The sequence below is a fragment of the Pseudomonas sp. 15A4 genome (genome assembly GCF_016925575.1).
In the GTDB taxonomy this organism is placed as follows: domain Bacteria; phylum Pseudomonadota; class Gammaproteobacteria; order Pseudomonadales; family Pseudomonadaceae; genus Aquipseudomonas.
In genome coordinates this window covers 3,669,515-3,693,606 of the sequence record NZ_CP068986.1, presented here as the reverse complement: position 1 = coordinate 3,693,606, position 24,092 = coordinate 3,669,515, and the positions used below count along the sequence as shown (strand labels likewise).

Here is a 24,092-nt window from a genome sequence, read left to right as displayed (position 1 = left end):
GCCGATGCCGATGCCGTTGCCATTGTAGGACCGGCTTTAGCCGGGAAGGCGTCGGTGGGCACACGGCAAAATGGAGGGCGCCAGCACGGGCCTCTTCCCGGCTAAAGCCAGTCCTACTGTGGGATCGAGTGCATTCAGTGGGACCGGCTTCAGCCGGGAAGGCGTCGGTGAGCACACCGCAAAATTGATGGCGCCTGCACGGGCCTCTTCCCGGCTGAAGCCGGTCCTTCAGACCGCGCGCATTCCGCAGGACCGCAAGCACCTGACGCTGCCAATTTTCGCCCCCTCAATATCAAGGCCCCAACCCATACGAGTACGGCCCATGCTTTTTGATGCTTCCACCCTGGACACCGCGCGCTTCATCGCCCGCCAACTGGCCAACGGCGCACTGGTCACCCTTGAAATCACCTTCTTCGCCCAGGTCGTCGTGGTGGTGATGTCGTTTGTCATCGCGCTGATGCGCCTGTCGCCGTGGCGCGCGTTGCGCTGGATCGCGACGGTCTACGTCGAGATCCTGCGTGGCATCTCCGCCCTGGTGCTGCTGTTTTACCTGTTCTTCATCCTGCCCCTGTTCGGTATCACCCTGGCGCCGATGACCACCGGGATTCTCGGCCTGGGCCTGACCTTCTCGGCCTACGGTTCGGAAATCGTCCGCTCCGCCCTGAGCAATGTCGCCCGAGGCCAGCGCGACGCGATCAAGGCCCTGGACTTCGACGCGATGACCGCGTTTCGCCGAATCATCCTGCCCCAAGCGCTGCCGTTCATGCTGCCGCCGATGGGCAACCAACTGGTCGAATTGCTGAAGACCACCTCACTGGTGTCATTGATCACCCTCAGCGACCTGACCTTTTCCGGTGGCCAGTTGATCACCACCCTGGGCCAGCAAACGCTGATCTGGAGCATCGTCCTGGTGTGTTATTTCGTCATGGCCTGGCCGCTCAGCTGGCTGGTCAAACGCTATGAGCGGCGGGTCACTCACTGGCGTCGCGGGGTGGCGCGATGAATTTCGATTACGCCTTCGCCTGGTCCATCGTCCCCGATCTGCTTCAGGGCCTGCTGGTGACGCTGCAAGTGGTGATTCTCGGCTTCCTGCTGGCGGTGTTGCTCGGTCTGCTGCTGGCCATTGCTCAGCGATCTCAAAACCCGTTGGTGCAAAGACTGAGCGCCGGCTACCTGAGCTTCTTTCGACACACTCCGCTGATGGTTCAGCTGTACGTGGTGTTCTTCGCCCTGCCCCTGGCCGGCCTCACCCTGCCGGCGATTTCCACTGGGGTCATCGGCCTCGGGCTGTATTACGCCGCCTACATTGCCGAAGCCTTTCGCGGCGCCATCGAAGGCGTGCCGGCCGGTCAATGGGAAGCGGCCAGGGCTCTGGATTTCGACGGCGCCACCACATGGCGGCGGATCGTCCTGCCCCAGGCCCTCAAGCCGATGCTGCCGGTACTCGGCAATTACCTGATCGGCATGTTCAAGGAAACCCCGCTGCTGGCGGTGATCACCATTCCCGAGCTGTTCCAGGCGGCGAAACAGATCGCCGGCATGACCTACCGCTACAACGAGCCCTACACGGTGATGGCACTGATGTTCCTGGCGATCAGTGTGCCGACCTCCCTGCTGTTCAAATATTTCGAGAGGCGCAGCCATGTCTGATCTCGCACACGCTCTGCCCGGCGCTTCGCCGCAGATCATCCTCAAGCAAGTGGTGAAAAACTTCGGCGCAACCCGGGTCATTGATCATCTTGACCTGAGCATTCCCGCCGGCCAGAAAGTTGCCCTGATCGGCCCCAGCGGTTCGGGCAAATCCACGGTGTTGCGCCTGATCAAGGGCCTTGAGGCCTATCAGCACGGCAGCATCGAGGTGGCCGGCGCGCCGGTGCCCGCCAAGTCCGGCGGCTGGCACTGGCCGGGCGCGAAAAAGCCACCGGTGGTGCACCGCGTCGGCATGGTGTTTCAGCAGTTCAATCTGTTCCCGCACCTGACCGTGCAGGAGAACGTCACCGAGGCGCCCCTTCAAGTGCTCAAGCTGAGCCGCGAAGAGGCCCTGGAGCGCGCCCATCAATACCTCGGGCTGGTCGGGTTGAGTCACAAGGCCGATGCCTATCCCGCGCAGCTTTCCGGCGGCCAGCAACAGCGCGTGGCGATCGCCCGGGCGCTGGCCATGCGGCCCCAGGTGATGCTGTTCGACGAAGTCACCTCGGCGCTTGATCCGGAGCTGGTCGGTGAAGTGTTGGCGGTGATTCGCGCCATCGCCCACGAGCAGCAGATGACCATGCTGCTAGTGACCCACGAAATGAAGTTTGCCCAGGACATTGCCGATCGCGTGCTGTTCATGGAGGCCGGCCGCATCGTCGCCGACGGCTCGCCGAACGAAGTGCTGGTCGATCCGCACAACGAGCGCACGCGACGCTTTCTCAATCTGGTGGAGCAACGTTGACCGGGTCAGGATCGGGTTCGCGCGCGGTCGAAAAAACCCGAACTCGCCGACCTCCGACACATCCAAGCTACATACCCACAGCGAGGATGAATCCATGAGCAAAGACACCCCGGTTGACCCACGTAACGTCACCCAGCCTGACGCGCCAACCCTGGACAGCGCCGGCAAACCCGTCAACGTCGTACAGCGAGACCTCAACGACACCGACGACAACACCCGCGCGGTGGACGAAGTCATCACCCCGACCTCCATTCGCGAGAAGGAACAGGACGTCGAAGAGCTGAACAAGAAGTCAGCCGAGATCGAGCGCAAGGTGGCTGACGGCCGTTAATACGGCAGTTGATATCCCCGGGCGGCCCAGCGCTGCCCGGATCTCTACTCGTTACTCCCTCTCGTTCCCGAAGTATTTCCCCTTCATCGATTCAGCTCACTGGCGGCAAAATAATTAACTGCTAGCGTTGCTTGAGCACCACGAAGCGCTCGGCCGGCAGCGCCGCATTCAGGCGTCGAACGGATGCGCTGCGCCGGCGTGGGCTGTCTGCTGCCCCTGGCGCCAGGCGCGCAGACGGGAACCATCCAATGGACAAAGCGAAGGGAGTCACACCATGAAAATGCCGGTGCTCAAGGCACTGATCTGTTGCGCCATTCTGGGGGTCGGCGGTTGCGCCAGCTCGCAGGTAGACCCCAGTCAGTATTCGGGCTTTCTCAAGGATTACAGCCGCCTCAAGCCGGCGGAAAGTGCGACGGGCGCGCCGGTCATGCGCTGGATCGACCCGGACGTGAAGCTGAGCAAATACACCCAGGTGTACATCGAACCCAGTCAGTTTTACCCCAGGCCCCAACCGACTGCGGTGATCTCGGCGCAGACCCTGCAGTCGATCACCCGTTACTTCGATACCGCGCTGCAACGCGAACTCGGCAAGAACTTGCGCGTCGTCAATGGGCCAGGACCTGACACCCTTATCGTGCGGCCGGCGATTACCGCCGTGTCGACCAGCACCCAGAGCCTCAAGCCCTACGAAGTGGTGCCCCTCGCGCTGGTGGCGGCTGCCGTGAACACCGCAGCCGGCGGTCGGGATCAGAACGTGGCAATCGCCACCGAGGCGGCGTTTCTTGATGCCGACACCCAGAAGGTGCTGGCCCAGATCGTGCGCAAAGGCAGCGGCACTCCCTTGGAAAACGAAAAGACGCAACTGACTCTGGACGCTGTCAAGCCGGTGCTCGACGGCTGGGCCAAAGACCTGCGACTGAGCTACGAGACCCTCAAGACGAAGCACTGAGTCAGGTGCCTGACCCAAGCGACCGTGCGCTAGCCAGCACCCAACAGCGCGCGCACCGCTTCCAGCACAGCACTGATCTCGAATGGCTTGTCGAACACCTTGCTGAACAGATCCGGGCGGGCGATGCCCAGATGAGACTGCGCACCGCTCATCAGCACAATAGGGATTTGCCCCAGGCTCTGATTCACACGCACCGCTTCTGCCAGCTCGATGCCGTTCATCCCCGGCATCATGTAATCGGTGATGATCAGCTGCGGACGTTCGCGTTCGAGAATGCCCAGGGCCTTCTGCCCGCTGCCGGCAGTGACGGTCAAGTAGCCTTCATCTTCCAGCGCGAAGCTCAGGATGTCGGCGATGAGGTATTCATCATCGACAATCAGAATTGTGGTCATGCAACCCTCCGCGCGAACGAGCCATCATCGGCTCGATGATGACTGCTGCGCCGTGGCATTGCCTGAATCGTCGAGGGCATGGAACGCAGCCTTTTTCACAGTCAGACCCTGCTCGCCGATCAAAACGTCCAGCAGGGCCGGGTCGTAGGGGTTATCGCGGATTTTGAGGATCGACAGTTGCCGGGTCAGCCCCGCTGTTGATTGCCCGAAGCGGATCAGCATGAGGTTGTCGACAATGCCCGACATGTCCGGGACCGGGGCGTCAATCTTGCCGCCGATCAGGCCGCGGATTTCCCAACTCGAGACCACCGTAACGCCACGGGCGCGAAGCTCGCTCATCAGGGCGCTGAAGAGGTCGAGAATCCGTGATTGATCGGCCGACGCGCGGGCCATGCCACCCAGGCTGTCGAGGAACACCCGCTTGATGCCGTGCTGCTCGACGATCCGCAGCAGATCGAGCGCCAGTTTATCGATCAACTCGGCGGTGGGTGATTTCCAGGCAATGTGCAGTGCACCGGAGCGTTCCAGCGCCTCGAAGTCCAGCCCGAGCGCTGCCGCCTTTGCCCGTAGACGCTGCGGTGACTCGTAGAAGCCAAACAACAGCCCGGGTTCATCGGGCGTGGAGCGAGCGAGGAAGTTGAGGCCAAACGTGGTCTTGCCCGTGCCCGACGGGCCGAGGAGCAAGGTCACGGACGATTCCACCAGGCCGCCGCCGATCAAAGGGTCCAGCGTGTCGATCCCGCTGGGGATGACACTGAATTCTGCACTGTCGCGCAGCGCCGAGTGGGTGATGGTGCTTTCCAGGCGCGGGTAGACCACCAGGCCGTTTTCAGTGATTTCGCATTCGTGGGCGCCAGGAATGGCGCCGCTGCCACGGGTCTTGCGGGCCTTGATGCGGCGCACGGAACGGTTGCCAACCACCTCCTCACCCATTTCCAGCACGCCGTCCACCATCGTGTGTTCGGGGCTGCCGTCGTCCAGCTGTGAGCTGGTCAGGAAGAACACTGTGCAACCGGCGAAGGCGGCGTGGCCCTGCAGCTCGGAGATGAAGCGTTTGGTGTTGATCGAGGATTCGGCCTTGGAGCGGGCATTGAGTAGCCCGTCGAGGATCATCACCGTGGACTTCTGGCGGACGATCTCCCGGCGCAGCAGCTTGACGACCTCATCGAGGCCGTCGTTTTCCATGGTGTCGAACGCACTGACGAACTGGATCTGATCGCCAACCCGGTCCTTGTCGAAGAAGCTCATGGTGGAGAGGAACTGAAACAGCCGCTCGTGGGGCTCGGCAAGCAGGGTTGCAAACAGCACGCGGCCGCCGTTGCGGATGTGATTGAAACCGATCTGGTTGGCCAGGATGGTTTTGCCGGAGCCCGGTCGCCCCTGAATGATGTACGAGGATCCGGCAACGAAACCGCCCATTAGCAGCTCATCAAGCCCTTCAATTCCGCTCTGAAGGCGTTTTAGCTGATTCAAATTTGCTTCCTCCGCCACGGTGTTGGCGTCGTGAATATTGCGAGTTAAGTGCGCGACTAATCGCACATTCTTCCGTTTTTAAGGGAGCTTTCCAAGGGCAATCATCAAATTCCGCGACAGTTGCACCGACATTCGCCGACAGACGTGATACCGAGTCCACCCGAACGGGTGATTACCGATCAGCCAAATTGGCTTCAGGTTCCGGGGCACAGCCGTCGGTTTCGGCCTGAGACTGCTCAGTGCGACGTTCTGGGTCATCAGGCTTGATGGGCCCGGAGAGCGGGTATTCGGGGGTGTCGTCGCGGTCTGCAGGCTGATTGTCGGCACTCCCGCAAACGAGTGATGGGCGGATCGGGCACATGGTCGCAGGTCCGTAGGGGTAGGCACGGCGTTGGAGCGTGGTGCCGCGCATTCGTGCGGTTCGTCGGACCAGTGGAATGAGCGGCGTCGTGCGCGACGTGCAGAACTCGCGGTGACCTCGACTGTAGGACCGGCTTTAGCCGGGAAGGCGTCAATCGTTTCGCTGCAATATCCAGGCAGTCCGCACTGGCCTCTTCCCGGCTGAAGCCGGTCCCACTACACGACAGCGTGCACTCAAGAGGATCGCCACCTCTGGGCAATTTGCTTGGGGGCAACTGTCTAAACGCAGCACTTAGTGGGACCGGCTTTAGCCGGGAAGGCGTTAATCGTTTCGCCGCAAAATTCAGGTTGTCCGCACTGGCCTCTTCCCGGCTGAAGCCGGTCGCACTACACGACAGCGTGCACTCAAGAGGATCGCCACCTCTGGGCAATTTGCCTGGGGGCAACTGGCTAAACGCAGCACTTAGTGGGACCGGCTTTAGCCGGGAACGCGCCGGGCAACACAACGAAAATGGAACGCACTCATACCGGCTTTTCCCCGGTTGAATCCAGCTTCAACAACACCGTAAAACAGCATCCCCCGTCATCACGGCTGGTCAGCGTGACTGTCCAGTGCTGGTTGGCACAGATACGCTGGACCAGCGACAGCCCCAGGCCCAGCCCCTCCCCGCGCTGTTCGTCGCCGCGCACGAAGGGCTGGAACATGGCCTGCTGCTTCTCCAGCGGAATGCCGATGCCGCTGTCCTCGACGCTGAAACCATCGCTGCGCAGGGTCAGCTGAATCAAGCCTTGATCGGTGTAATGCCAGGCGTTGCGCAGCAGATTGCCCATGACCGAACGCAGCAAGGGCGCGTTGTAGACATCAAGGTCGCGGTCGTCACGCTGATAGATGAAGCGCAAGCCCTTGGCTTCGATGGGCGTGCGCCAGGTGTCCGCCAATTCATCGGCGATCAATACCAGGGTCGAACGCTGACCCTGGGGCGTGTTCTTGCCCTCGGTACGGGCCAGCAGCAGAAAGGTTTCGACCAACTGGTTCATACCCGCCGTTGCCTTGCCGATTCGCTTCACCTGCGTGCGGGAACGGTCGTCCAGCGCCGGGTATTCCATCAGCAATTCGCAGGACGTCGCCAGCACCATGAGCGGCGTGCGCAGTTCATGGCTGACATCGCTGGTGAACAGCTTCTCGCGGCTCAGCGCGGCCCGCAGCCGGCCCAGGGTTTCGTCGAAGGATCTGGCCAAGGCGCCGACTTCGTCGTTGGCGTAGTCGCTGGCGAGTACCGGCGCCAGCTCCAGCAACTGATCGCGATGACGTACCTGGCCGGCCAGGCGCGACACCGGCGTGATCACCCGGGACGCAAGCAGCCGACCCAGCAACACTGCCAACAGCACGCTGAGGAAGAAGCCGACCAGCACGACACCGAACAGAATCCGTTCACGTTTCTGGAATCTGCGCTGATCTCGCAACAACACGTAATGGCGCCCGTTCACCTCCGAGACCATGGCGTAATAGGCTTTCTTGCCGCGAAAGAACTCCTGAAATCCCAGGGGAAGGGCCTTGAGGTCATCGCTCATCGCAAGGTCGCCAACGCCCTCTTCGGCGTAGAACAATTCGTCTTTTTCCGGCCGGTGGCGCCAGTCGTTGACGCTGTCCACGGCCAGCAAACGGTGCATATTGCCCTTCAGGCTCATGATCGACAGGCGCTTTTCGACCACGTGCACGGTGGCGATGATGCCGGCGGCGAATACCCCGGCGACCAGCGCGCTCATCAACGCAAATACGATGACAATGCGTTGTTTAAGGCTGTGTTTGATGTCCATGAAGGTCCGTGCATGGCGGTACTCGACTCCGGGGCGTGGCCCCACCGGCGGCGATTATCCGGTGCGGGATGTCATGGTTTTGTCAAATGCCACCCTCTTTCGGGCTGAGGCCGGTCCCACTGGAAATCAGAGGCCGCATGAGCAACATCCCGATCGCGCAGCCGCCCATCAGCAGGCAGGTGACGATGAAGACCACCGGCATGCCGAAATGCCCGCCCAGGTACCCTCCGGTCAGCGGCCCCAGCACCTGACCGATGTATTGGCTGGACGTGGAATAGCCGAGCATGCGCCCTGCCACAGCGTCGGGCACCGAATGGCGGATGATCGCCGCAATGCACGGCAACAGACCGCCCAGGGCAATGCCCATGAGGAAACGCAGCAGCACCAGTTGCCAGGCATGAGTGACGAAGGCCTGGGGGATGAGCAAGACAGCCGCCGCAGTCAGACAGCCAATGACCACTTTCCAGTGGCCGACACGGTCGGCCAGCTTGCCAATGCGCGAGGCCGACAACACGCTGGCCAGCGCGGTCGCCGACATCACCAACCCGGCCATCAGCGTGACATTTTCGCTGTGCAACTGGGTCAGGTACACGGTGATGATCGGCTCGATGGACATGATCGAGAACATCACCAGACAGGCCACCACGAGCATGGTCAGCACCGGCTTCTTGTCAGGGATGACGTCCCACGCCCGCACCGCCGGCGCTTTCGCCACGCCAGTCTGACGCTTGGGCCGAGGGGCTTCCTTCATCAGAAACAGCGTGGCAAGGAAGGTCAGAAAGATCACGCCCCCGGCCAGGAAGAACGTGTTGCGGATGCCGATCATCGGCGGCAACAGCCCGCCAATCAACGGCCCGGTCAGATTACCGGCCATGATTCCCGAAGAGAGCATACCCAGCGCCCAGCCGGTGCGCGCCTTGGGTGTCTGCGTCGCCACCAGAATGGTCGCGCCAGAGGCATAGCCGCCGAGCAACCCCGCCAACAAACGCAGCCCGACTAACTGATAAATGTTCTCTGCCAGGCCGATCAGCGACATCGCCACCGCCATGCCCAGGCTGGCACGGATCAGCATCAACTTGCGCCCGTAGCGATCACCCAGCCGCCCCCACAGCGGCGCGGTCAGCGCGGCAGACAGAAAGGTCGCGCCAAAGGCCACCCCCGACCACTGCACGATGGCGGCCGGATCGGTGACGCCCAGGTGCTCGACATACAGCGGCAGAAACGGCAGCAGCAACGTCATCGCGATGATGGTGGTGAACGCGCCGAATACGCAGACCGCCAGGTTGCGCTTCCAGTGTTCTTCGACGAGGGATGGCTGAGGGTGAGAGGGCGTGGTCATAACGGCTTTACCGTGAACGGAATACGCACACGGTAGAGGGCTGACGGCCATAAATAAAATTCATGTTTTTCATGCGGGGGATTCCAGCCAGGAATACCCCCCGCCGCCAAGGCGGTCGCAGCAGGGTCAGGACGCCATGGACGCGCGCGGCACCGTGAAGCGGAATTCGCTGCCGACCCCCTCTTCACTAGAGGCCGTCAGTTCACCACCGTGGACCCTGACGATCCCTTGGGAGATGTAGAGCCCTAGACCCGTCCCGCTCGGATTGCCTTCACGTCTGCGCCAGTAGCGCTCGAACACGTGGGGCAACTGATCGCTGCGAATGCCCTCTCCGGTGTCCGCCACGGTGAACACCACGTGGTCACCCTCACCCGCCGCCGTGACCTTCACACTGCCGGCCTTGGGGGTGAATTTGATCGCATTGCCCACCAGATTGGAGAGCACCTGAAACATGCGCTCCGGGTCGGCGAAAATCGTCAGGTCGGGCTCGGCGTGGAACGTCAGCTCGATAAATTTGCTCAGCGCCAGTGGCGTGAGCAATGACCAGGCGTCTTCGAACAACTGGCTGACTTCCAGCCGCTCGGCGTCGATGAAGTAGCGGCCGGCTTCGATCTTTGACGTATCGAGCAAATCCTCCAGCAGGCTGGTCATCCGCGAAGATGCGCGCTGCAGGATGTCGACGGCAGAGTTGAGTCGTTTGGTAGACGCAGTGGCGTCAGCGTTGATCACCCGCTGCATCATGCCGCACTGCATGACGATAACCGTCAGCGGGCTGCGCAGGTCATGGGACACCACGGCCACCAGTTCATCGCGGGCACGCACCGCCTCTTTTTCACGCAGCACCTGCCGCGACAGGTCCGCCTCCAGCGCAGAGCGACGCAGGTCGGACACCGCGTAGACCTCGCCGGCGCTCCAGGTTCTGGCCTTACCCTCAACCTGCTGCTCCCACAGGGCAAAGGATTCCCGTGGCTGCAAGCGGTCATTGACGACCCGTTTGGCTTGTTGCGGGTTGCCGCTCCACTCCACGCTGCCCCGGACTTCGGCGCGAAACCACAGCACCCCATTGGCCACCGGCTTGGGCAAGCTGAACGCCAGCAGTCCGCTGGCCACGCGTTGATACGCTTGCGCGTCGGGGAACACGGCGCCGAGGCTGGACGTCTCGAACACCGATCCGGGCCGGTTCTGCAGCCATTGCTGCAACGCGCTCACTTGCTCGGTGCTCGGGCACTGGCCGATCAGGTGTACCTGACCGTCGATGATCACCGCCGCCCCGTGGGCGTCGACCAGTGTCAGCAGCGCCTGGGCGTGTTCAAGCAGCCCGTTGTAGACGTCGTCCGCGGACTCGTTCATCGCCCTGGACAGCCTGTCCAGCATGTGATGTTTGGCCAGTCGCTGGCGCTGAGTCTGCTGATCTTCCAGCAGGCTGATCTGCATCGACAGCACTTGTCCGATGGTCTGGCAGGCCGAGCGCAGCGTGTGGGGAACCTGCAGCGGCTCGCGATTGCCGCAACTGATCAGGCCCCAGAGGCGTTCATCCTTGAGCAGGGAAATGCTCATCGATGAGCGCACGCCCATGTTGTGCATGTACTGACAATGGATCGGCGACACGCTGCGCAGCACCGAGTGGCTCATGTCCAGCGGCTCGCCGGTATCGGGGCGCAGGGCCGGGACCAGAGGCGCCGGCACATACGCGGCGTCGGGGATGATGCGCAGCCAGTTCAGGCGGTACAGCTCGCGGGCCTGCTGCGGGATGTCGGTGGCGGGGAAGAACAGCCCCAGGTAGGCGTCCAGGTCGGCCGTCGCCGACTCGGCAATGACCTGCCCGTGACCCTCCTCTTCAAAGCGATAGATCATGACCCGGTCGTAGCCGGTCAGCGCACGGATTTCCGAGACGCTGATGGCGTACAGATCGTCCAGCGATTTGGCCGATTGCAGGCGACGCAAGGTGCGCGTGAGGCGCGGCCCCAATCCCTGCATCGATGCTTGTGTGGCGACGGGCTCAAGCTCCAGAAACAACAGGCCGTCATGGCGATGCAACAGGCCATCGAATGCCTGCCCGGCAAACTGCATCGGCAACGGATCAAGGCTGTGCAGATCCGCGTCCTGAACGGCGTCGCGCAAGGCGTCCGTCTGCGCCTCGCCCAGCCAGCGCACCAGTGGATCACCGGGCTGCACGTCACTGCCGATGTTCAACATCTGCCAGGCGTTGGCGCTGGCCTGTTGCACGGTCCAGTCGGTTTCGAGCAGGGTCAACAGAGCGCCGTGGGGCTGAATGGCGCCCGGGATACGAATCGGTTCGTTGGCGCAGTTATCCAGCAGGTCGTCCATGGTCTGCATGTCGTTAAGCATCGTTCAGCACTCCCGCCCGCTCCAGCCAGGTTTGAAAGGATTCGAAGGTGAGGCGGGCCGATTGCACCACCTCGGTGTTGGACAGCGGATTGTCAAACTCGGCCAACTGTTTGAGGAAGGCTTTCCACAAACGCCCGGTCTCTCGGCCGTACACGTCCAGAAACTCGCCACCGCTGTCGGCGTCGACGCCCAGTCTTTCCGCGATGATCCGACGCAGGACTTGCCCCCCAGCGTCGCCCCTCCATCACGTACATCACGCCGAGCAACTGCGCGACGCTGTCGATGGCGGGCAGTTCAGTGCACAGCGGCAAGGCCTGGATCTGCAGGTCGTCCAGGCCGAGGGCGTGCAGATCCTTGATCAGCGCCGGGATTTTCTGACGCGCAGGGTCGACGGCCTGGGGCGCCAGAAAGCGCTCAATCGATTGTTGCAAGGGCAGATGAAAGCCGTAGTAGGCCGCGATGATCCGTTTGTAGGTGCCGAGATCAAGCTGAGGGTGGGTCAGTGGCAATCGGGCTTCGAGTGTCGTGTGCTGGACGGCGGTAGCCGTTCGCAATTGCTCAAGGACACTGGCAAAGGAGGTCGGGACGCAAGGGTCGCGCAACGCAGGGGTGATTTCAACCAAGGGCGAAAGTGTCCGGTCTGAGCGGACGTGCCTGAACATGCGGCAGCCGCGGTGTTGAGGCAGATGATGCGCGCACACTAATGGAGACAGTGCCCGGCTGTAAATATGGCTGGCGGGTAAATACCGATGTTCGGCTGGGCGGTACGTTCTCTGCACGAACGGCGCCGCGAAACAGGATGGCAGCGCACCCTAACACGCTGCGGCCAGGACGATGATCAGGATGAACAGCGCGGCGACGAGCCATCCCATCCATGACGCTCGGCGCCTCTTGATCCGCGGGATGTTGTGCGCGGCCTTCGGCTGCATGCCCGGCGGGTGGGTTGTGCAATGCACCGGGGAGTGAATCGCAGCGGGGAGCGTTGGATCTGGCATTGCCTGTTGCCCGAGCACTTCAGCGGCTTGAGCATCGCGCTCGATACGTGACGCGAGCTGTCCGATCTGCTGGTGCAACCTTTCCAGCGCAATGATGAATTCCAGGCGTTGAGCAACCGGCGTCTGACGCAGGCGCTCAAGCTGCGCGCCCAACAGACGCAGGCCCGCCAGATCACAGAGATTGATCTCCAGTTCCCGCAGCACCGCCTGCCACTGGCCGAACAATTGGCCCACAATTGCCGTCTGCGCCGATAGCCCTCGGGGCCATGGTTTGGCATCTGCGTGCAAGAGGGTTTCCAGCACCACCACGCCTTCAAACATCCCGTCCAGCCCGGCCAGATGACTGCGCGCCAGGGCGTAGGCCGCCGCCGTTTGCAGGTCCGCGCCATTGCTCGCAAACAAGGCGTGGCAGCAACGCTCGATGGCTCGCCAATCCACATCCGGGCAGGCCGGATGAGCGAGTCTGGCCATCTCAATGCACAACGTCCGGTAGTCAGGCAACGCGCGTGGATCGCCGCCGGCCTTGATCCCCATCGCAAGGCCCTTGGTCATCGGGCTCTCTGTGAGGATCAACCTCGGGCCCGCACATCATGGCGCTTGAGGTGACGCACCACTGCCCTTCCCTCCGGGCTCAACGTCGTGCCGAACGTCGCGATGCGGTTCCCTTCAAGGGTGGCGTCGAGGGCGTAGACCAGATGGCCGGGCTGGGTCTGCGGCAACAGTTCGATGTGCAGCGACAACAGGCGCGGCTCGTACTTGAGCAGCGTGTCGGCGATGGTCCGCATCAGTCCATGGGCGGCAGACGGCAAGCCTTCGAGCACAGCGCCCATGTCCGGCAGGCCGTAGTCGGGCAAATGCGCGAGGGTGCCCGCGCGGCTGTTGAGCACGCGTTGCACATTGTCCAGCACCGAGAGCACGTATTGGTCGTCTTCACCCACCCGGGACAGGTCGAGCTCGCCGCTGAAATTCTGCAGCAGGGTTTCGTACAGCGAAGGGTTGAGCTCGCTCATGGCTCAACCCTCGGCCAGGGAGCGCAGGGTCAACCGGCTTTCGCCCAGCTCGATGACCCGGGGTCGGTCCGGATCAAGGTCGTCACGGTTGAGCAGCAAGCGCCAGTCATTGCGCTGCGAATCGGGCTCGCGGAACAACCCGACGACGGCGATCGCCCCGGCGTTTTCGTTCAGCGGCACGTCCAGCTGCGCGCCCTCCCCGGGCTTGATCACCAGCGATCGCTGTTCCAACAGGTCAGCGCCGAGCAGGCGGTCGGCGTCACGCAGCAGATCGTCGTAGGTGGCCTTGTTCACGGACTGGTCGTCGCGCAGTTGATACACCCGCACCATTACCGGCACCGACAACCCGCGCATGTCGGTGCCTTCGGTGTTCAGGGCCAGGCGGCCGTCGAAGTCCAGGCGCAGCGTTTTGACCTGTTTGTAGAAGATTGCCTGGGTCATCGACGCGGTGGACTCGGACACGCGTTGCGTCACCCCGCAGCCGCTGGCGAGGAGCACGAGGGCGATGACGGGCAACGCTTTAACAAAAGTAATAGTCGACATGGGCGGGTTCTCTTTCCTGAGGATCAACCTGGAGCCCCTGATAACGGCCCAGATGAATAGTGATGGTGTCGGTTCTCCCGGCAGCGCGGCCTTTCAACGCGAGTCCCGCGGTCATGCCCAGCAGCACGCCCCGTCCGCTCAGTGCTGACACCGGCAGACAATCGACCGGCAGCGACAGGCGCAACCGTGCCGTACAGCGCCAACCGAGGTACACCTGCAACAGCACCCTCAGGTCGCTGAGCAAGCCGCCGCCGGGCAACCATTCCCGCGCCTCGTCGTGGTCGGCGGTGAACAGCGTGAGCATCAGTTCGCTGTTGACGTCACGACCGAGGCTGCCCATCGGCGTGCCCTGGGACAGGCTCACCGGCCGTGTTGAGGACAGGCTGGCAGGCGCGTCCAACCCAATGCTTCGCGGCCAGTGCGGCTTGATCGAAGCCTGAGTATGAGACGCGAGCAAATGCACCAGCGACGAAATGCCCTCAGCGTTGCGGGTCGGCAGACGCATCACGCCGAGCAGCGCCAGAAAACGCGACAGCGGCGTGGCGATGCGCTTCGCAGTGCCGGGGATGCCCAGCCCGATCAGCCCGAACAGGCACTGGGAGGTGGGGTCGGCGCCAGCCGGCGCGAACGAGGCCGGGTAAGAATACTTGCGCCAGATCCGGTAGAACTGGGTGAAGACCCGATGGTTGAAGATGTCGAGAAACCCTTCCAGCGCCTCGTGGCCTTCCCGCTTTTGCGCGATGTCGTCGAGGTAACGGGTGGGCAGTGGCGAGTCCACACCATAAAGGCCGAGCAAACGGGTCCGCACGGTCGCCGGCAACCCTTCATCGGTCGTCGGCCACTCCAGCGCTTTGAGTTCACTGGCCGGAAAACCCATGCCGGGATCGGGGCGAAAACGCACCAGATCATCGGCCGGATCCTCCGAGCTGCCCAACGGCGGCTGCTCCGGCGCGGCACATTCCAGTAGCTGACAGAAGCGGTAGACACCGGCCTCGGCCACCCGCCCCTGCGCGGCATTGAGCCATTCGATGAGCCTTAACCGGGAATCCGCTGGCTGTGGTTTTCGCTCCATCGCAGGCTCCTCCCGGTCGGTTGCAGGATCAGGGTGATCCGGGTGAACAGATGAATGTCGGCGTACAGCGCAAAGAACCGGTTGAGCATTTCGCCAAACAGGCAGATGTCGCCCTCGCCGGCAAAACCGTTGGCATCGAGGGTCACTTCGATGTCCACGCCGCGCAGCAGAAAGCCTTTTTCGAAGCGCTGGATGAGGTGATGACGCACCTCGACGATGGCTTCCAGACGCCGGCGATTGAGCTCGCTGCCGGTCCAGTCGTACAGCGCCAGGGTGCCGCGCAGCACTTCGGCGTTGTCGAGCATCGGCAGGAAGTTCGAGCCCAGGTGGCTCAACACCCGCCAGTGAAAACGGTCGCGGCTCGGCGGATAGCACGGCAGGGTCGGCGCGCACAGGTTGCGCACCCGCAGACCGGCCTGGGTCGCGTGCAGGGGCATGTCGAGGATCGTGCTTTGCAGGGCTTTTCTCGGCAACTGTCCGTTGGTGCCGGTGAGCCGAAGGGACAGGCACGGGCGCTCGGCCAGCCGATCAACATCGGCGCCCTCGCCACCCAGTATCAGCCAGGTGTCATGCAGCCCGTTCGCGCCGCGCTTGAGGCGGGTGTGGAAATAACGTTCGGGCGCCTCGTCGCGGAGCATGCCGCCCTTGTGCCGGAAGCTGGAAAACGGCACGTACTCTTCCCGGCCCGAGTCGCGGGACGCCGTCACCCGGTCGACCGAATAGATCTCGGTGTGGCCGTCCTGCAGACGCATGGGCCGCAATAGATAGTCGGTCTGCAGAGGGTCCAGGGACAGCGGGTCGGCCTCCAGCGGGAACAGATTGATCACCGGCACGGCGTGCAGGCGAATGTGCTCGGCACTGAGGGCAAACCCATGGGGCCAGGCGGTGCTCAGCACGGCCTCGAGCTCGAACCACGGCGCGTCGGGCGCGATGCTCATGCTTTCGAGGCCGTACAGGGTCACGAACATGAATTTCTCGCGAAAACTGAAATACTCCAGCAGCAACTGATAGCCACTGAAGGCGCTGTCCCCCTTGGGCCAGAGCCGGTCGTCATCGCCGAAGCCCTTGGGGCCAAAACGTCCTTGCAGCGGTTGACGTTGCGCGTCGCCGGGCTGACGCACATAAAGCGCCTGGGTGCCCAGGGTCAGTGCGTGGTGCAGCGCATTGGCCACCGCCGGCGTTGCGTTGAGGTACAGCGGGATGCGGCGCAAATCCAGTTGGCCCCAGTTGCTCAGGGCACCGCAGGAAAAACGCAGGCGGATCACCGAGCGGCCGTCCGGCTCCTGGGCCAGGCGTACCGAATCCAGGGCCAACGGGCGCAGGGTCAGGTCCTGAGTGGTGGTGTAACTGCAGCGCGTGCGCTGGGGACCGATGGGTTGCGACTGGATTTCAAAGCCGGTCACGATCTGCTCGCTCTGCTTCATCTGGTGCACGTCGGGCTGCAACTCGACGATCGACAGCGACGGGATCGTGCGCAGGTAATGGGGCCACAGCAGGCTGACCAGACCTTCGGTCAGCTCAGGCAGGTCATCGTCGAGCTTTTCCCGCAGGCGTCCCATGAGGAACGCGAAACCTTCGAACAGCCGCTCGACGTAGGGATCGTGAGCGCCGGGCTTGTCCAGATTCAGCGAGGCGGCGCGGTCGGGAAACGCCTGGGCGAACTCTTTGCCGGCCTCGCGCAGGTAGCGCATTTCCGCATCGAAATAGCGCAGGGTCAGATTGTCCTCATTCATGCAAACCTCCTGTTTTTTTGAGTTTCAGCCGCACAGCACTGCCGCGCGTACCGGGTCCATGGCCACCAGAGACGCCAGCAGCGGCTCCATGCGTTTGCCCAGCGCGGCCTTGTCGGCGTCACTGCGCTGGGCTTTGATGCGCAGCAGCTTGAGCAACCGCGCCTTCACTTCAAACACCCGCGCCGGCTCCCACTCAGCGAGCCCATGGCGCTGGCCGGTCGCGTCCAGTTCACCCAGCAGGTGCAACGCCAGCTCGCTTTTGCCGTACTGCTCGGCGACCCGCGCCATGAGCAGGCGCAGCAACCAGCGCTGCCGACCGCTGTGAATCTCGGGACGCGTGTCGAGCCAGGCCAGCGCCACCTCGACGCCGTCGCGGTCGGCCTGGGCCAGCGCCTCGCTTTCCAGGGCCAGAATCTCGGCTTCGTCTGCAATGGACGCGGTCGACGTGGGCAGCCAGGCAGAAGCGGCCTGGGTGCTGACGTGCTGCTCGATCCACTCGCGGGTGGTCTCGTCGGCAAACGCCGAGCCGTCGTCCCAGCACAACGTTTCGAGGCCCGGCAGGCGGTCGAGGAGCAGGCCCAAATCTTCTTTGACGATCCGCGCCCAGCCCTCGAATGGTGCGGGTTGGCGGCTCAGCGCCTGATACAGAAACCACTGCAGGTCGAGCCAGAAATGGTTCACGCCCTCGGCGAACATCCGCTCGACCTGATCGAGCAACTCGCTCCAGCTCTGTTGCAGGTACAGCCGTTTGAGTTGCGCGCGGTACTCAGATCGCGGCGGTGCCAGTCGCGTCCGACCATTGGCGTCCTGGGGCGGCGACTGGTGCACGGTGTCCCAGCGCAGGCTTTTCATCAGCCGATGGGCGGCCAGCCAGCCCTGGGGTTGTTCGCGCAGATAACTGGCCAACGCGCGGCCATTGTCCAGCAGGTCACGGCCCGAGCGGATGGCGTTCGGACCAGCGCCATGGTTGGCGCCGTGGCTGGTGGCTTCTCGGGGTGCAGAATCATGGTTGGCGCTGAACTGCGGCACTACGGCCTCGATTCCGCCGGCCTGGGCCAGCCGTGCCGACAGCGCCGAGTACAGCGCGCCCAAGTCCGGCCGCTGCTCGGCGGGCCAGCCTTCCAGCACCTGATTCAGCCAGACGAGTGCGGCCACCGTACGTTCGGCCTCAGCCTTTACCACTTCCGGGTACAGCATCAGGCTGTCCAGCACCTTGGCGCTGGCCAGCCACTCCAGCGCCACCTTGCGACTGTTGGGCCGTGCAGGCAGCACTTCGGCGCTGTAGCGATCAACCATTCCAGCCAGCAGATTCAAGCCTTCCGCCAATCCGGCTTCGCCGTCCCGCTGCAGGCGCGCCCACAGGTAGTAAGTGAGCACGCGCAAGTCCTTGCACGTGCCTTTGAGCAGTTTTTCCGCCAGCACGATGACCCGATCGGCGTCCGCTCCGGACAGTTTGTTGACCTCCTCGCGCATGCTCTGGAAATCATCGTCATAGCCGGGGTCCTGACCCACGGGGGACTCAGCACTGATCGGCGCCAGCCACGCTGCCCAGTGTTCAGCGTCGCCCCTGGCGATGGCCACCGCGTCGCGCTCACCCAGCGTCGTGGCGACCAACGCTTGCAGGCTCATTCCATCACCTCGGCGCGCGATGCACTTTGTGCGCTGGCGATGCCATTGAGGAAGATCTGGCGCGGCAGTTTGAAATTGCGCAGCGCGAGCAGGCTCATCGGTCCTGCGCCGAGTTCAGTGCGCATGTGCCAGGTCAGGTCCAGGCCATCCGGCGCCGGAATGCTGATGCGGTAGCGGCTGTCGCTGTCGTCCAGCGCAGTGACGGTGGCGGCGTCCAGCAAACGGATCAGCCCCCAGGCGCCCTGAAAGTCGCCATACAAACGCTCGCCGCTGCGCGCGCTGGTCCACGTCAGGCTGGCGCCGGGGTAATCGCTGCTGCCGGGCCAGGCGAAGCGTTGCCAGCTCTCTTTCTGATTGAAGTACTGATGCCGCGCGCCATTGAGCACGAAGCTGGTCTGCACCACGTCGCGCACCGCCTTGCCCTGGAGCTCGAAGTTGATGCCCATGCCGCCGTCGGTGTAGAGCACGTCGGCCAGGTGGCTGAGCTGATTGACCGCCGCGAGAAATTTCGGATTGATCAACAGGCCCTGACCGTGGGTCGGGTCCACCTCCCAGCGGCCGCCGTCCTTGCGCAACACACCGGTCAGCTCCCGCTGCAGGAACTGCTCGATACGTCCCGAATCACCACGAATCATCTTGCCCAGCATCGGCAACGAGGCGTCGCTGCCGGTGGCGGCAAAGGGGTAACGGCCGAGAAACGCCTTGTCCCATTCATCAACCACCGCCTGCTGCCACTGCCGGTTCAGGGCGGCCGCCGAGGGCTCGAGCACCTTGCGCCAGGCCTGATCCAGCGGCTGCACGAACAGCGCGTGGGCCACACCGTCCCATTCCTCGCCGAGACTGGCCGCCAGCAGCTCGCCGTAGGCGCGGGTGTCGGTAAGGTCGATGTTCTTGCCCTGAAACACCGTCTGCGCCATGGCCTGGGTCATGCCCTGGGGATCGGCGGCGTGGCTGACCTGCTGCAACTTCAGGCGCACCCGGGTCACGCGGGTCAGAAACGCTTGCAGGCTGAGATCGTCGTCGCCGCCCTTGTCTTGCGGGTCCTTGCCCAACAACCCCAGCAGCGGGCCGAAGGTCGGATCCAGCGGCCCGACCGGCGTGTCGAGCTGCTGGCTGATGGCAGGCACCGGCATCGAGCGTTCGCCGCCCATCAGCTTCTGCGCCGACTGCACCAGCGAGTCCTTCAGCCCTTGACTGCGATTGCCGGCCTGACCCTGCCACGCCAGGGTGTTCATTAACGCAATCAACGGTGACTGACGGACGTCGCTCATCAGCGTCAGTTGGTCGATGACGTCGGCCAGGCTGTCGGCCCGTCGCCACTGCACGCTGTTGAGAAACGCCAGCCAGGCGCCCGAGTAGTCATGGAAGTAGCGCTCGGTCAGGCGCGCTCTGAGCTGCTCGGGCGAGGTGTCGGCGACGGCGCTGTTTTCACGATCGCTGAGCACCCAGTCGATCTGCTCGCGACGGGCCTCGACAATGTCATCGATCGCCTGACGCACCTGCCCTTCCCACGCCTGCCGCGTGAACACGCCCGGCACACGCGCCTCGGTGAAAAACAGCGGCCACGCCTCTTTGTCATCGACCATCTGCTCAACCCCAAGATCGGGAAAGTGGGTCGCGGCAGCCTCCAGCACTTGCTGATACAGGCTGGCCTCGCCATTGCGCTGGCCCAGTTGCACCAGCAAGACCTGCCGCGCCTGGGCCACCAGTGCGTTATCCGCTTCGATGCGCCACTGCGGATTGGCCTGCAACTGCTCGGCGTAGAACTGCCACAGTGAGGGCGACAGCCCTTTCCATAACCCCGGCGACACACCCATGCGCGTCGGCTCGGCATGACCCAAGGCCTTCACCAGAAACGCGGCGTCAACCTTCTCCGGCCGCGCCATCATCAGGTAGGCCTTTAGCTGCACGTACGCGTTGTGCGCGCCCTTCGCCCGCCGCGAACTGTCGGCGGGCGATGCCGCCAAGGACGCGAGCTGACGCTTGAGGTTCTCCGCCGCCGGGTCGCGCATCAGCCGGTTGTTGGCTTCCACATAACGCGGCCACATCGCCGCGAGCAACGCGTCGTTCTGACTCAGCCCGAAGCGCTGGTACCACGGCTCGCCACGCCGCGCGCGGTCCTTCAGACGCCCCATTTCGAGGATGAGCGCGTTGAGGGCCAGCAACTGCTCATCGCCGTCGCCCGAAGGTTGGACGGCCGCGAGCGACGACTGGATGTCGAGGATCTGCGCGCGGTGGGTGGAAAACGACAGCAGCAGGCCTGTCGCCCAGATCAGCGCGGCACCCAGGGCCAGTGCGTAGCTGATGCGCGTGACGGGCCAATTCAAGCGCCGGACGTCGCGAGGTGTGTCCGCGAGCACGCCGGCCCACGCCGGACCTGGCAGCCACAGATTGCCGTTGGACTCAGTCAGTGGCGCCGGCAAACTGAACCACAGCCCGCGTAACGGCACGCCCCGCGCGAACTTGCCCAGCAACGGCGTCAGGGCCTGCCGCCAGCGCGCGATGCCCTCTGCTTTCAGGTTGGAAGACAACCGTGAGAGAAAGTCATGGTCAGGGTAGACCGCCAGCTCGGCCAGGCCCATCTGGTGCAACGAGTCGTCAATGGGGGCCAATATCGTCTGCAGTTGCGAGCCGCTGAAGCGCGGGGGCAGCAGCGACCCGGCGGGCCCCCGTGGGTGCTTTTGCTGCGTCCGATTGCTCTCGCAGACCTCCCACAGGTGCAGCGGCAACTGCCAGCCCAGGGTTCGCGCCAGTTGCTGCAAACCGGCGACGCCACCGGCCATTGTCGCGGCGTTCGCGCTTTGCTGCTTATCAAGGGCCCAGACCACGCCGTCCAGACCCCGCCGATGAATTAACGCGTGCCAGCGGGTGGCGGCTTCGGGAAGTTCGGATTGCGGGCTGCCGCCCCAGAGCAGCACGGTGTTCTGGCCTTCGAGCCACTGGGCGTCGGCCAGGCCTGGGGCGATGGCTTCGATCTGTTTGGGTTCGCCGACGACCAGAATGAAACGGGTACGGGTGCGCTGGAAGGCGGTGTATTGGTGGTCGAGGTGCTCCTTGAGTTCAGCGACGCCCGGGAGTTTCTTGGTTTCAGGGTTGGATGACGATTCCTCCGGTGGGAACACGCCGTCGCCCTTCTGCCGCTCAACGCTGCGGTGAGCCTTCATCAGCGCCAGCGCACGAGGAATGGTTTGCACCAACAGCGCGATCACCGCCAGCAACAGAAACGCCGTGATTTGCTGATGTCTCTCCGTCAGTCCAACCCTTGCGCCATAGGCGTAAACAAGCCAGCCCAGCGCCGCTGCGAAGGCGACCAGCCATACCGCGCCACCCGCGCGACGCCAGCCATTGCCGATCAGGGATTTCATGCGATTTCTCCCGGTGTGACGGTATTGATCCAGCAGCCTGTGTCTTCGCTGCTCAGTAGCAACAAGGGTTGCTGCGCAAGTCTGGTCATCTCGATGCCCAGCGCTGCCAGCAGCCAGTGACCGCAGGGGCCCGGCACGCCGTTTACGGGTTCCAGAATCCAGCGGTGGTCCACCGACAGCGCTGCACCCTCGCGCGCCGCTGCCGCCAGTAATGGGGTGGTTTCCGGTTGCCAGTCGGCGCAGTCGGCCAGCACGCCCGTTGCATCGCGAGCTTTGGCCTGAATCTGGAGGAAAGTGGTGAAGTCGGTTTCCAGGGAATCGACGTCGAGGGGCATCGGGCGCAACAGGCGCGCGGCGATTGGAAGCTTGTGGGCTTTGGCGACTGCGTCGGGGCACAGCAGGAGGGCAGCCAGTCCGTCGGAGTAAGCGTCTTTGCCGTGGGCCTGGACGACGAGGACGAGCTCGACGGCGTCCCGTGGGGTTTTAAGTGTTTCTTCCATCCAGGTGAAAGAGAGCTGGCTTGTTACGTGGACGCCGGTGAGGGTGGACGACGGGGTGAGATCGGCCAGGTGCTGCTGGCAGGCGTCGGCCAGTGCTGGATGCTCATCCTGTGGCGCGTCGGTCAGAACAGTGACACTGAGCTTTTCACTCGGCGGCAGCGGCGCCAGTACCGTCGACAGCGAACCCATCAATTGGGCAAGGCCTGCCATGGCCCGGCCCTTGTGGCCCTTCGGCAGGCCAACGATGCGGCGGGCTTTGCCTGAGTGTGGGACAGCCGTATGGGGCGGTTTCATCATCGCCACCGCAGACAAATGCTCGGGCAAAAGAACCAGACCGGCCATGACTGCCATGTAACGCTGACCCCATTCCGCCCAGGCGACCTGTGCCAGCCGGGACCGCTCCTGCAGCAGCCTGTACTCATCCAGAGCGCCACCGTAGGCATGCACCCGCGCCGCCAGCGCGAGAATCGCCACCACCAACGGCGAGGCGGTGAGCGCCCATACGTTTAACGCCTGCAATTCAGGCACCACGACGTAGAGCAGGAACATCAGCACAGCCGCTGCCCCTGCTAAAACCACGATCAGCAGCCAGCGAACCGGTGAAGGCGGTTTGGGTGCGAGCCCTGCTTGCACGTATTCACGTTGCCACGCCATCTTCAATCCACCGCCCAGTCAGGTGCGCTGGAAATGACCTGGCAACCGCACAGCGAGTGGCAACCATCGACCACCAGCGCACGGCCTTCCTCCAACGAGTCGACACAACCCTCAATAATGGGATTAACGCCATGTCCCGGTATGGGACACATGACCATATCCCCCACTAAAGCGACTGCTTTGCCCTGGGTGATATGAGTGGACGACGCGGAAATTACCGCTCCTCCGTGGGTGGTCTTGTCACCCAACAATACGAATCCTTGTGACATTGAAAGATCCTTTGTTAATGAATAGATGAAGCCGTGTATTTATTCCGCGCGAGCGGATGCCTGGACGAGCTAATGTGTTGCGCGTGCTTGTCATACGTGCCGGGTTTTAACGGTGCGGGCCTGAACTCACCGACTTGATGACCGATATAAAAGATCAGGCGTGGCAACTTAGGTCGTTTGATATCCTCATCGGTTGGCTTCAGCCTTTAAACGAATGGCCTCAAGCGTGGGGAAATCTGGCGTATCACTATCATCAGGGCCCGAAGTCCCGTCTGGATAGATAAAGGCAGGGTGAATTCCGATGCCTTTGAACTCTGGCTGTTTGGATGTCACGACATACTTGGCGTGAAGCACTGCCTCAACGTTTATGTTGCGCACCTGGGGAGCCAGGTAAGTCTGGTAAGGCACCGCTTCACCCACCAGATTAAGCCTCTTGACGTAGTCCTTCTTTAGGACATCTTTTAACCATGGGTAGTAATTATTCTTGATATCAAGATGGGTGCCCACCACATTTTTAACCCCTTCGGACGGAAAATCCGGATTGTTATGCTGAAACACGACCAGGACATCACCTCCCGTTCCCACTACCGCACCTTCGCCAAAGCGCTCAGGCCATTGAGGACGTACCCCAAAATTCACGTAAGCCACGCGCCACCGACACATACCGCCACCGTCTACAGCGAAATCGGCGTCATAGAAATTGCCCTCCCCGCGCCGTTTCAACGCTACACGCTGCTCCCTGATATTGCCGAATACATCAGGCCCCTCATAAACGTTTTCGCAGATCGTAGATAGATAACCCACGGCCATGGGCGGCGGGACTAACCCTTCCGATGCTTTAATCGTCATCGTGACTCTCTCCCCTCCGTGTCCGGAT

General features: G+C 63.0%; 21 protein-coding genes and 1 pseudogene. 5 read left to right on the top strand and 17 right to left on the bottom strand.

Going from position 1 to position 24,092, the window contains the following annotated elements:
* Window positions 1-322 precede the first annotated feature (322 nt).
* The 5 genes from ehuC to JN403_RS16375 all read left to right on the top strand — a co-directional run bounded on the left by ehuC (window position 323) and on the right by JN403_RS16375 (window position 3,714).
* A complete protein-coding gene (gene ehuC / locus JN403_RS16395) occupies window positions 323-1,003 on the top strand; it encodes an ectoine/hydroxyectoine ABC transporter permease subunit EhuC (RefSeq protein WP_205483252.1) in 681 nt (226 codons plus the stop codon).
* Window positions 1,000-1,650, top strand: a complete 651-nt coding sequence (ehuD, locus tag JN403_RS16390) for an ectoine/hydroxyectoine ABC transporter permease subunit EhuD (protein ID WP_205483250.1) — start codon at window positions 1,000-1,002, stop codon at window positions 1,648-1,650. The genes ehuC and ehuD overlap by 4 nt, the downstream gene beginning before the upstream one ends.
* On the top strand, window positions 1,643-2,434 hold the full coding sequence (locus JN403_RS16385) for an amino acid ABC transporter ATP-binding protein (RefSeq protein WP_205483247.1): 792 nt from the start codon (window positions 1,643-1,645) through the stop codon (window positions 2,432-2,434). The genes ehuD and JN403_RS16385 overlap by 8 nt, the downstream gene beginning before the upstream one ends.
* A gap of 94 nt (window positions 2,435-2,528) precedes the next feature.
* A complete protein-coding gene (locus JN403_RS16380) occupies window positions 2,529-2,765 on the top strand; it encodes a hypothetical protein (protein ID WP_205483245.1) in 237 nt (78 codons plus the stop codon).
* A 274-nt stretch (window positions 2,766-3,039) separates the two neighbouring features.
* A complete protein-coding gene (locus tag JN403_RS16375; RefSeq protein ID WP_205483244.1) occupies window positions 3,040-3,714 on the top strand; it encodes a DUF3313 domain-containing protein in 675 nt (224 codons plus the stop codon).
* Between the two features lie 29 nt (window positions 3,715-3,743).
* Here the strand turns inward: JN403_RS16375 and JN403_RS16370 are convergent, their stop codons facing one another.
* The 17 genes and pseudogenes from JN403_RS16370 to JN403_RS16295 all read right to left on the bottom strand — a co-directional run bounded on the left by JN403_RS16370 (window position 3,744) and on the right by JN403_RS16295 (window position 24,064).
* Window positions 3,744-4,106: a response regulator gene (locus tag JN403_RS16370; protein WP_205483243.1), complete on the bottom strand. Its 363-nt coding sequence runs from the start codon at window positions 4,104-4,106 to the stop codon at window positions 3,744-3,746.
* A 24-nt stretch (window positions 4,107-4,130) separates the two neighbouring features.
* On the bottom strand, window positions 4,131-5,579 hold the full coding sequence (locus tag JN403_RS16365) for an ATPase domain-containing protein (protein WP_205483242.1): 1,449 nt from the start codon (window positions 5,577-5,579) through the stop codon (window positions 4,131-4,133).
* An 882-nt stretch (window positions 5,580-6,461) separates the two neighbouring features.
* Window positions 6,462-7,757 carry a HAMP domain-containing sensor histidine kinase gene (locus tag JN403_RS16360; protein ID WP_205483241.1) on the bottom strand — a complete coding sequence of 432 codons (1,296 nt, stop codon included), beginning with the start codon at window positions 7,755-7,757 and terminating at the stop codon, window positions 6,462-6,464.
* 82 nt (window positions 7,758-7,839) lie between these two features.
* The gene (locus tag JN403_RS16355) at window positions 7,840-9,096 is read right to left on the bottom strand and encodes an MFS transporter (protein WP_205483240.1); all 1,257 of its coding nucleotides are present in this window, start codon (window positions 9,094-9,096) and stop codon (window positions 7,840-7,842) included.
* Window positions 9,097-9,222: 126 nt separating this feature from the next.
* On the bottom strand, window positions 9,223-11,445 hold the full coding sequence (locus JN403_RS16350) for an ATP-binding protein (RefSeq protein ID WP_205483239.1): 2,223 nt from the start codon (window positions 11,443-11,445) through the stop codon (window positions 9,223-9,225).
* Window positions 11,438-11,638, bottom strand: coding sequence for a hypothetical protein (locus tag JN403_RS25915; RefSeq protein WP_345945851.1), 201 nt, complete (start codon window positions 11,636-11,638; stop codon window positions 11,438-11,440). Before JN403_RS25915 ends, JN403_RS16350 begins: the two co-directional genes overlap by 8 nt.
* 106 nt (window positions 11,639-11,744) lie before the next feature.
* Window positions 11,745-12,107 (bottom strand): annotated as a pseudogene (locus tag JN403_RS25910) (biliverdin-producing heme oxygenase); the annotation flags it as partial.
* A gap of 150 nt (window positions 12,108-12,257) precedes the next feature.
* Window positions 12,258-12,992, bottom strand: a complete 735-nt coding sequence (locus JN403_RS16340) for a type VI secretion system ImpA family N-terminal domain-containing protein (protein ID WP_205483238.1) — start codon at window positions 12,990-12,992, stop codon at window positions 12,258-12,260.
* A gap of 17 nt (window positions 12,993-13,009) precedes the next feature.
* The gene (gene tssE, locus JN403_RS16335; RefSeq protein ID WP_205483235.1) at window positions 13,010-13,450 is read right to left on the bottom strand and encodes a type VI secretion system baseplate subunit TssE; all 441 of its coding nucleotides are present in this window, start codon (window positions 13,448-13,450) and stop codon (window positions 13,010-13,012) included.
* Window positions 13,451-13,453: 3 nt separating this feature from the next.
* The gene (gene tssJ / locus JN403_RS16330; RefSeq protein ID WP_205483233.1) at window positions 13,454-13,993 is read right to left on the bottom strand and encodes a type VI secretion system lipoprotein TssJ; all 540 of its coding nucleotides are present in this window, start codon (window positions 13,991-13,993) and stop codon (window positions 13,454-13,456) included.
* Complete coding sequence (gene tssG, locus JN403_RS16325) at window positions 13,971-15,065, bottom strand: type VI secretion system baseplate subunit TssG (protein WP_205483231.1); 1,095 nt, start codon at window positions 15,063-15,065, stop codon at window positions 13,971-13,973. The genes tssJ and tssG overlap by 23 nt, the downstream gene beginning before the upstream one ends.
* Window positions 15,029-16,798, bottom strand: a complete 1,770-nt coding sequence (gene tssF, locus JN403_RS16320) for a type VI secretion system baseplate subunit TssF (protein WP_205483229.1) — start codon at window positions 16,796-16,798, stop codon at window positions 15,029-15,031. Before tssF ends, tssG begins: the two co-directional genes overlap by 37 nt.
* Window positions 16,799-16,822: 24 nt before the next feature.
* Entirely contained in the window at window positions 16,823-18,427 is a 1,605-nt protein-coding gene (tssA, locus tag JN403_RS16315; protein WP_205483227.1) for a type VI secretion system protein TssA, read from the bottom strand.
* Window positions 18,424-21,792, bottom strand: a complete 3,369-nt coding sequence (locus JN403_RS16310) for an ImcF-related family protein (RefSeq protein WP_205483225.1) — start codon at window positions 21,790-21,792, stop codon at window positions 18,424-18,426. The genes tssA and JN403_RS16310 overlap by 4 nt, the downstream gene beginning before the upstream one ends.
* Window positions 21,789-22,946, bottom strand: a complete 1,158-nt coding sequence (locus JN403_RS16305; protein WP_205483223.1) for a hypothetical protein — start codon at window positions 22,944-22,946, stop codon at window positions 21,789-21,791. The genes JN403_RS16310 and JN403_RS16305 overlap by 4 nt, the downstream gene beginning before the upstream one ends.
* 2 nt (window positions 22,947-22,948) lie before the next feature.
* Complete coding sequence (locus JN403_RS16300) at window positions 22,949-23,215, bottom strand: PAAR domain-containing protein (protein WP_205483221.1); 267 nt, start codon at window positions 23,213-23,215, stop codon at window positions 22,949-22,951.
* Window positions 23,216-23,401: 186 nt separating this feature from the next.
* A complete protein-coding gene (locus JN403_RS16295) occupies window positions 23,402-24,064 on the bottom strand; it encodes a hypothetical protein (protein WP_205483220.1) in 663 nt (220 codons plus the stop codon).
* Window positions 24,065-24,092: the final 28 nt, after the last annotated feature.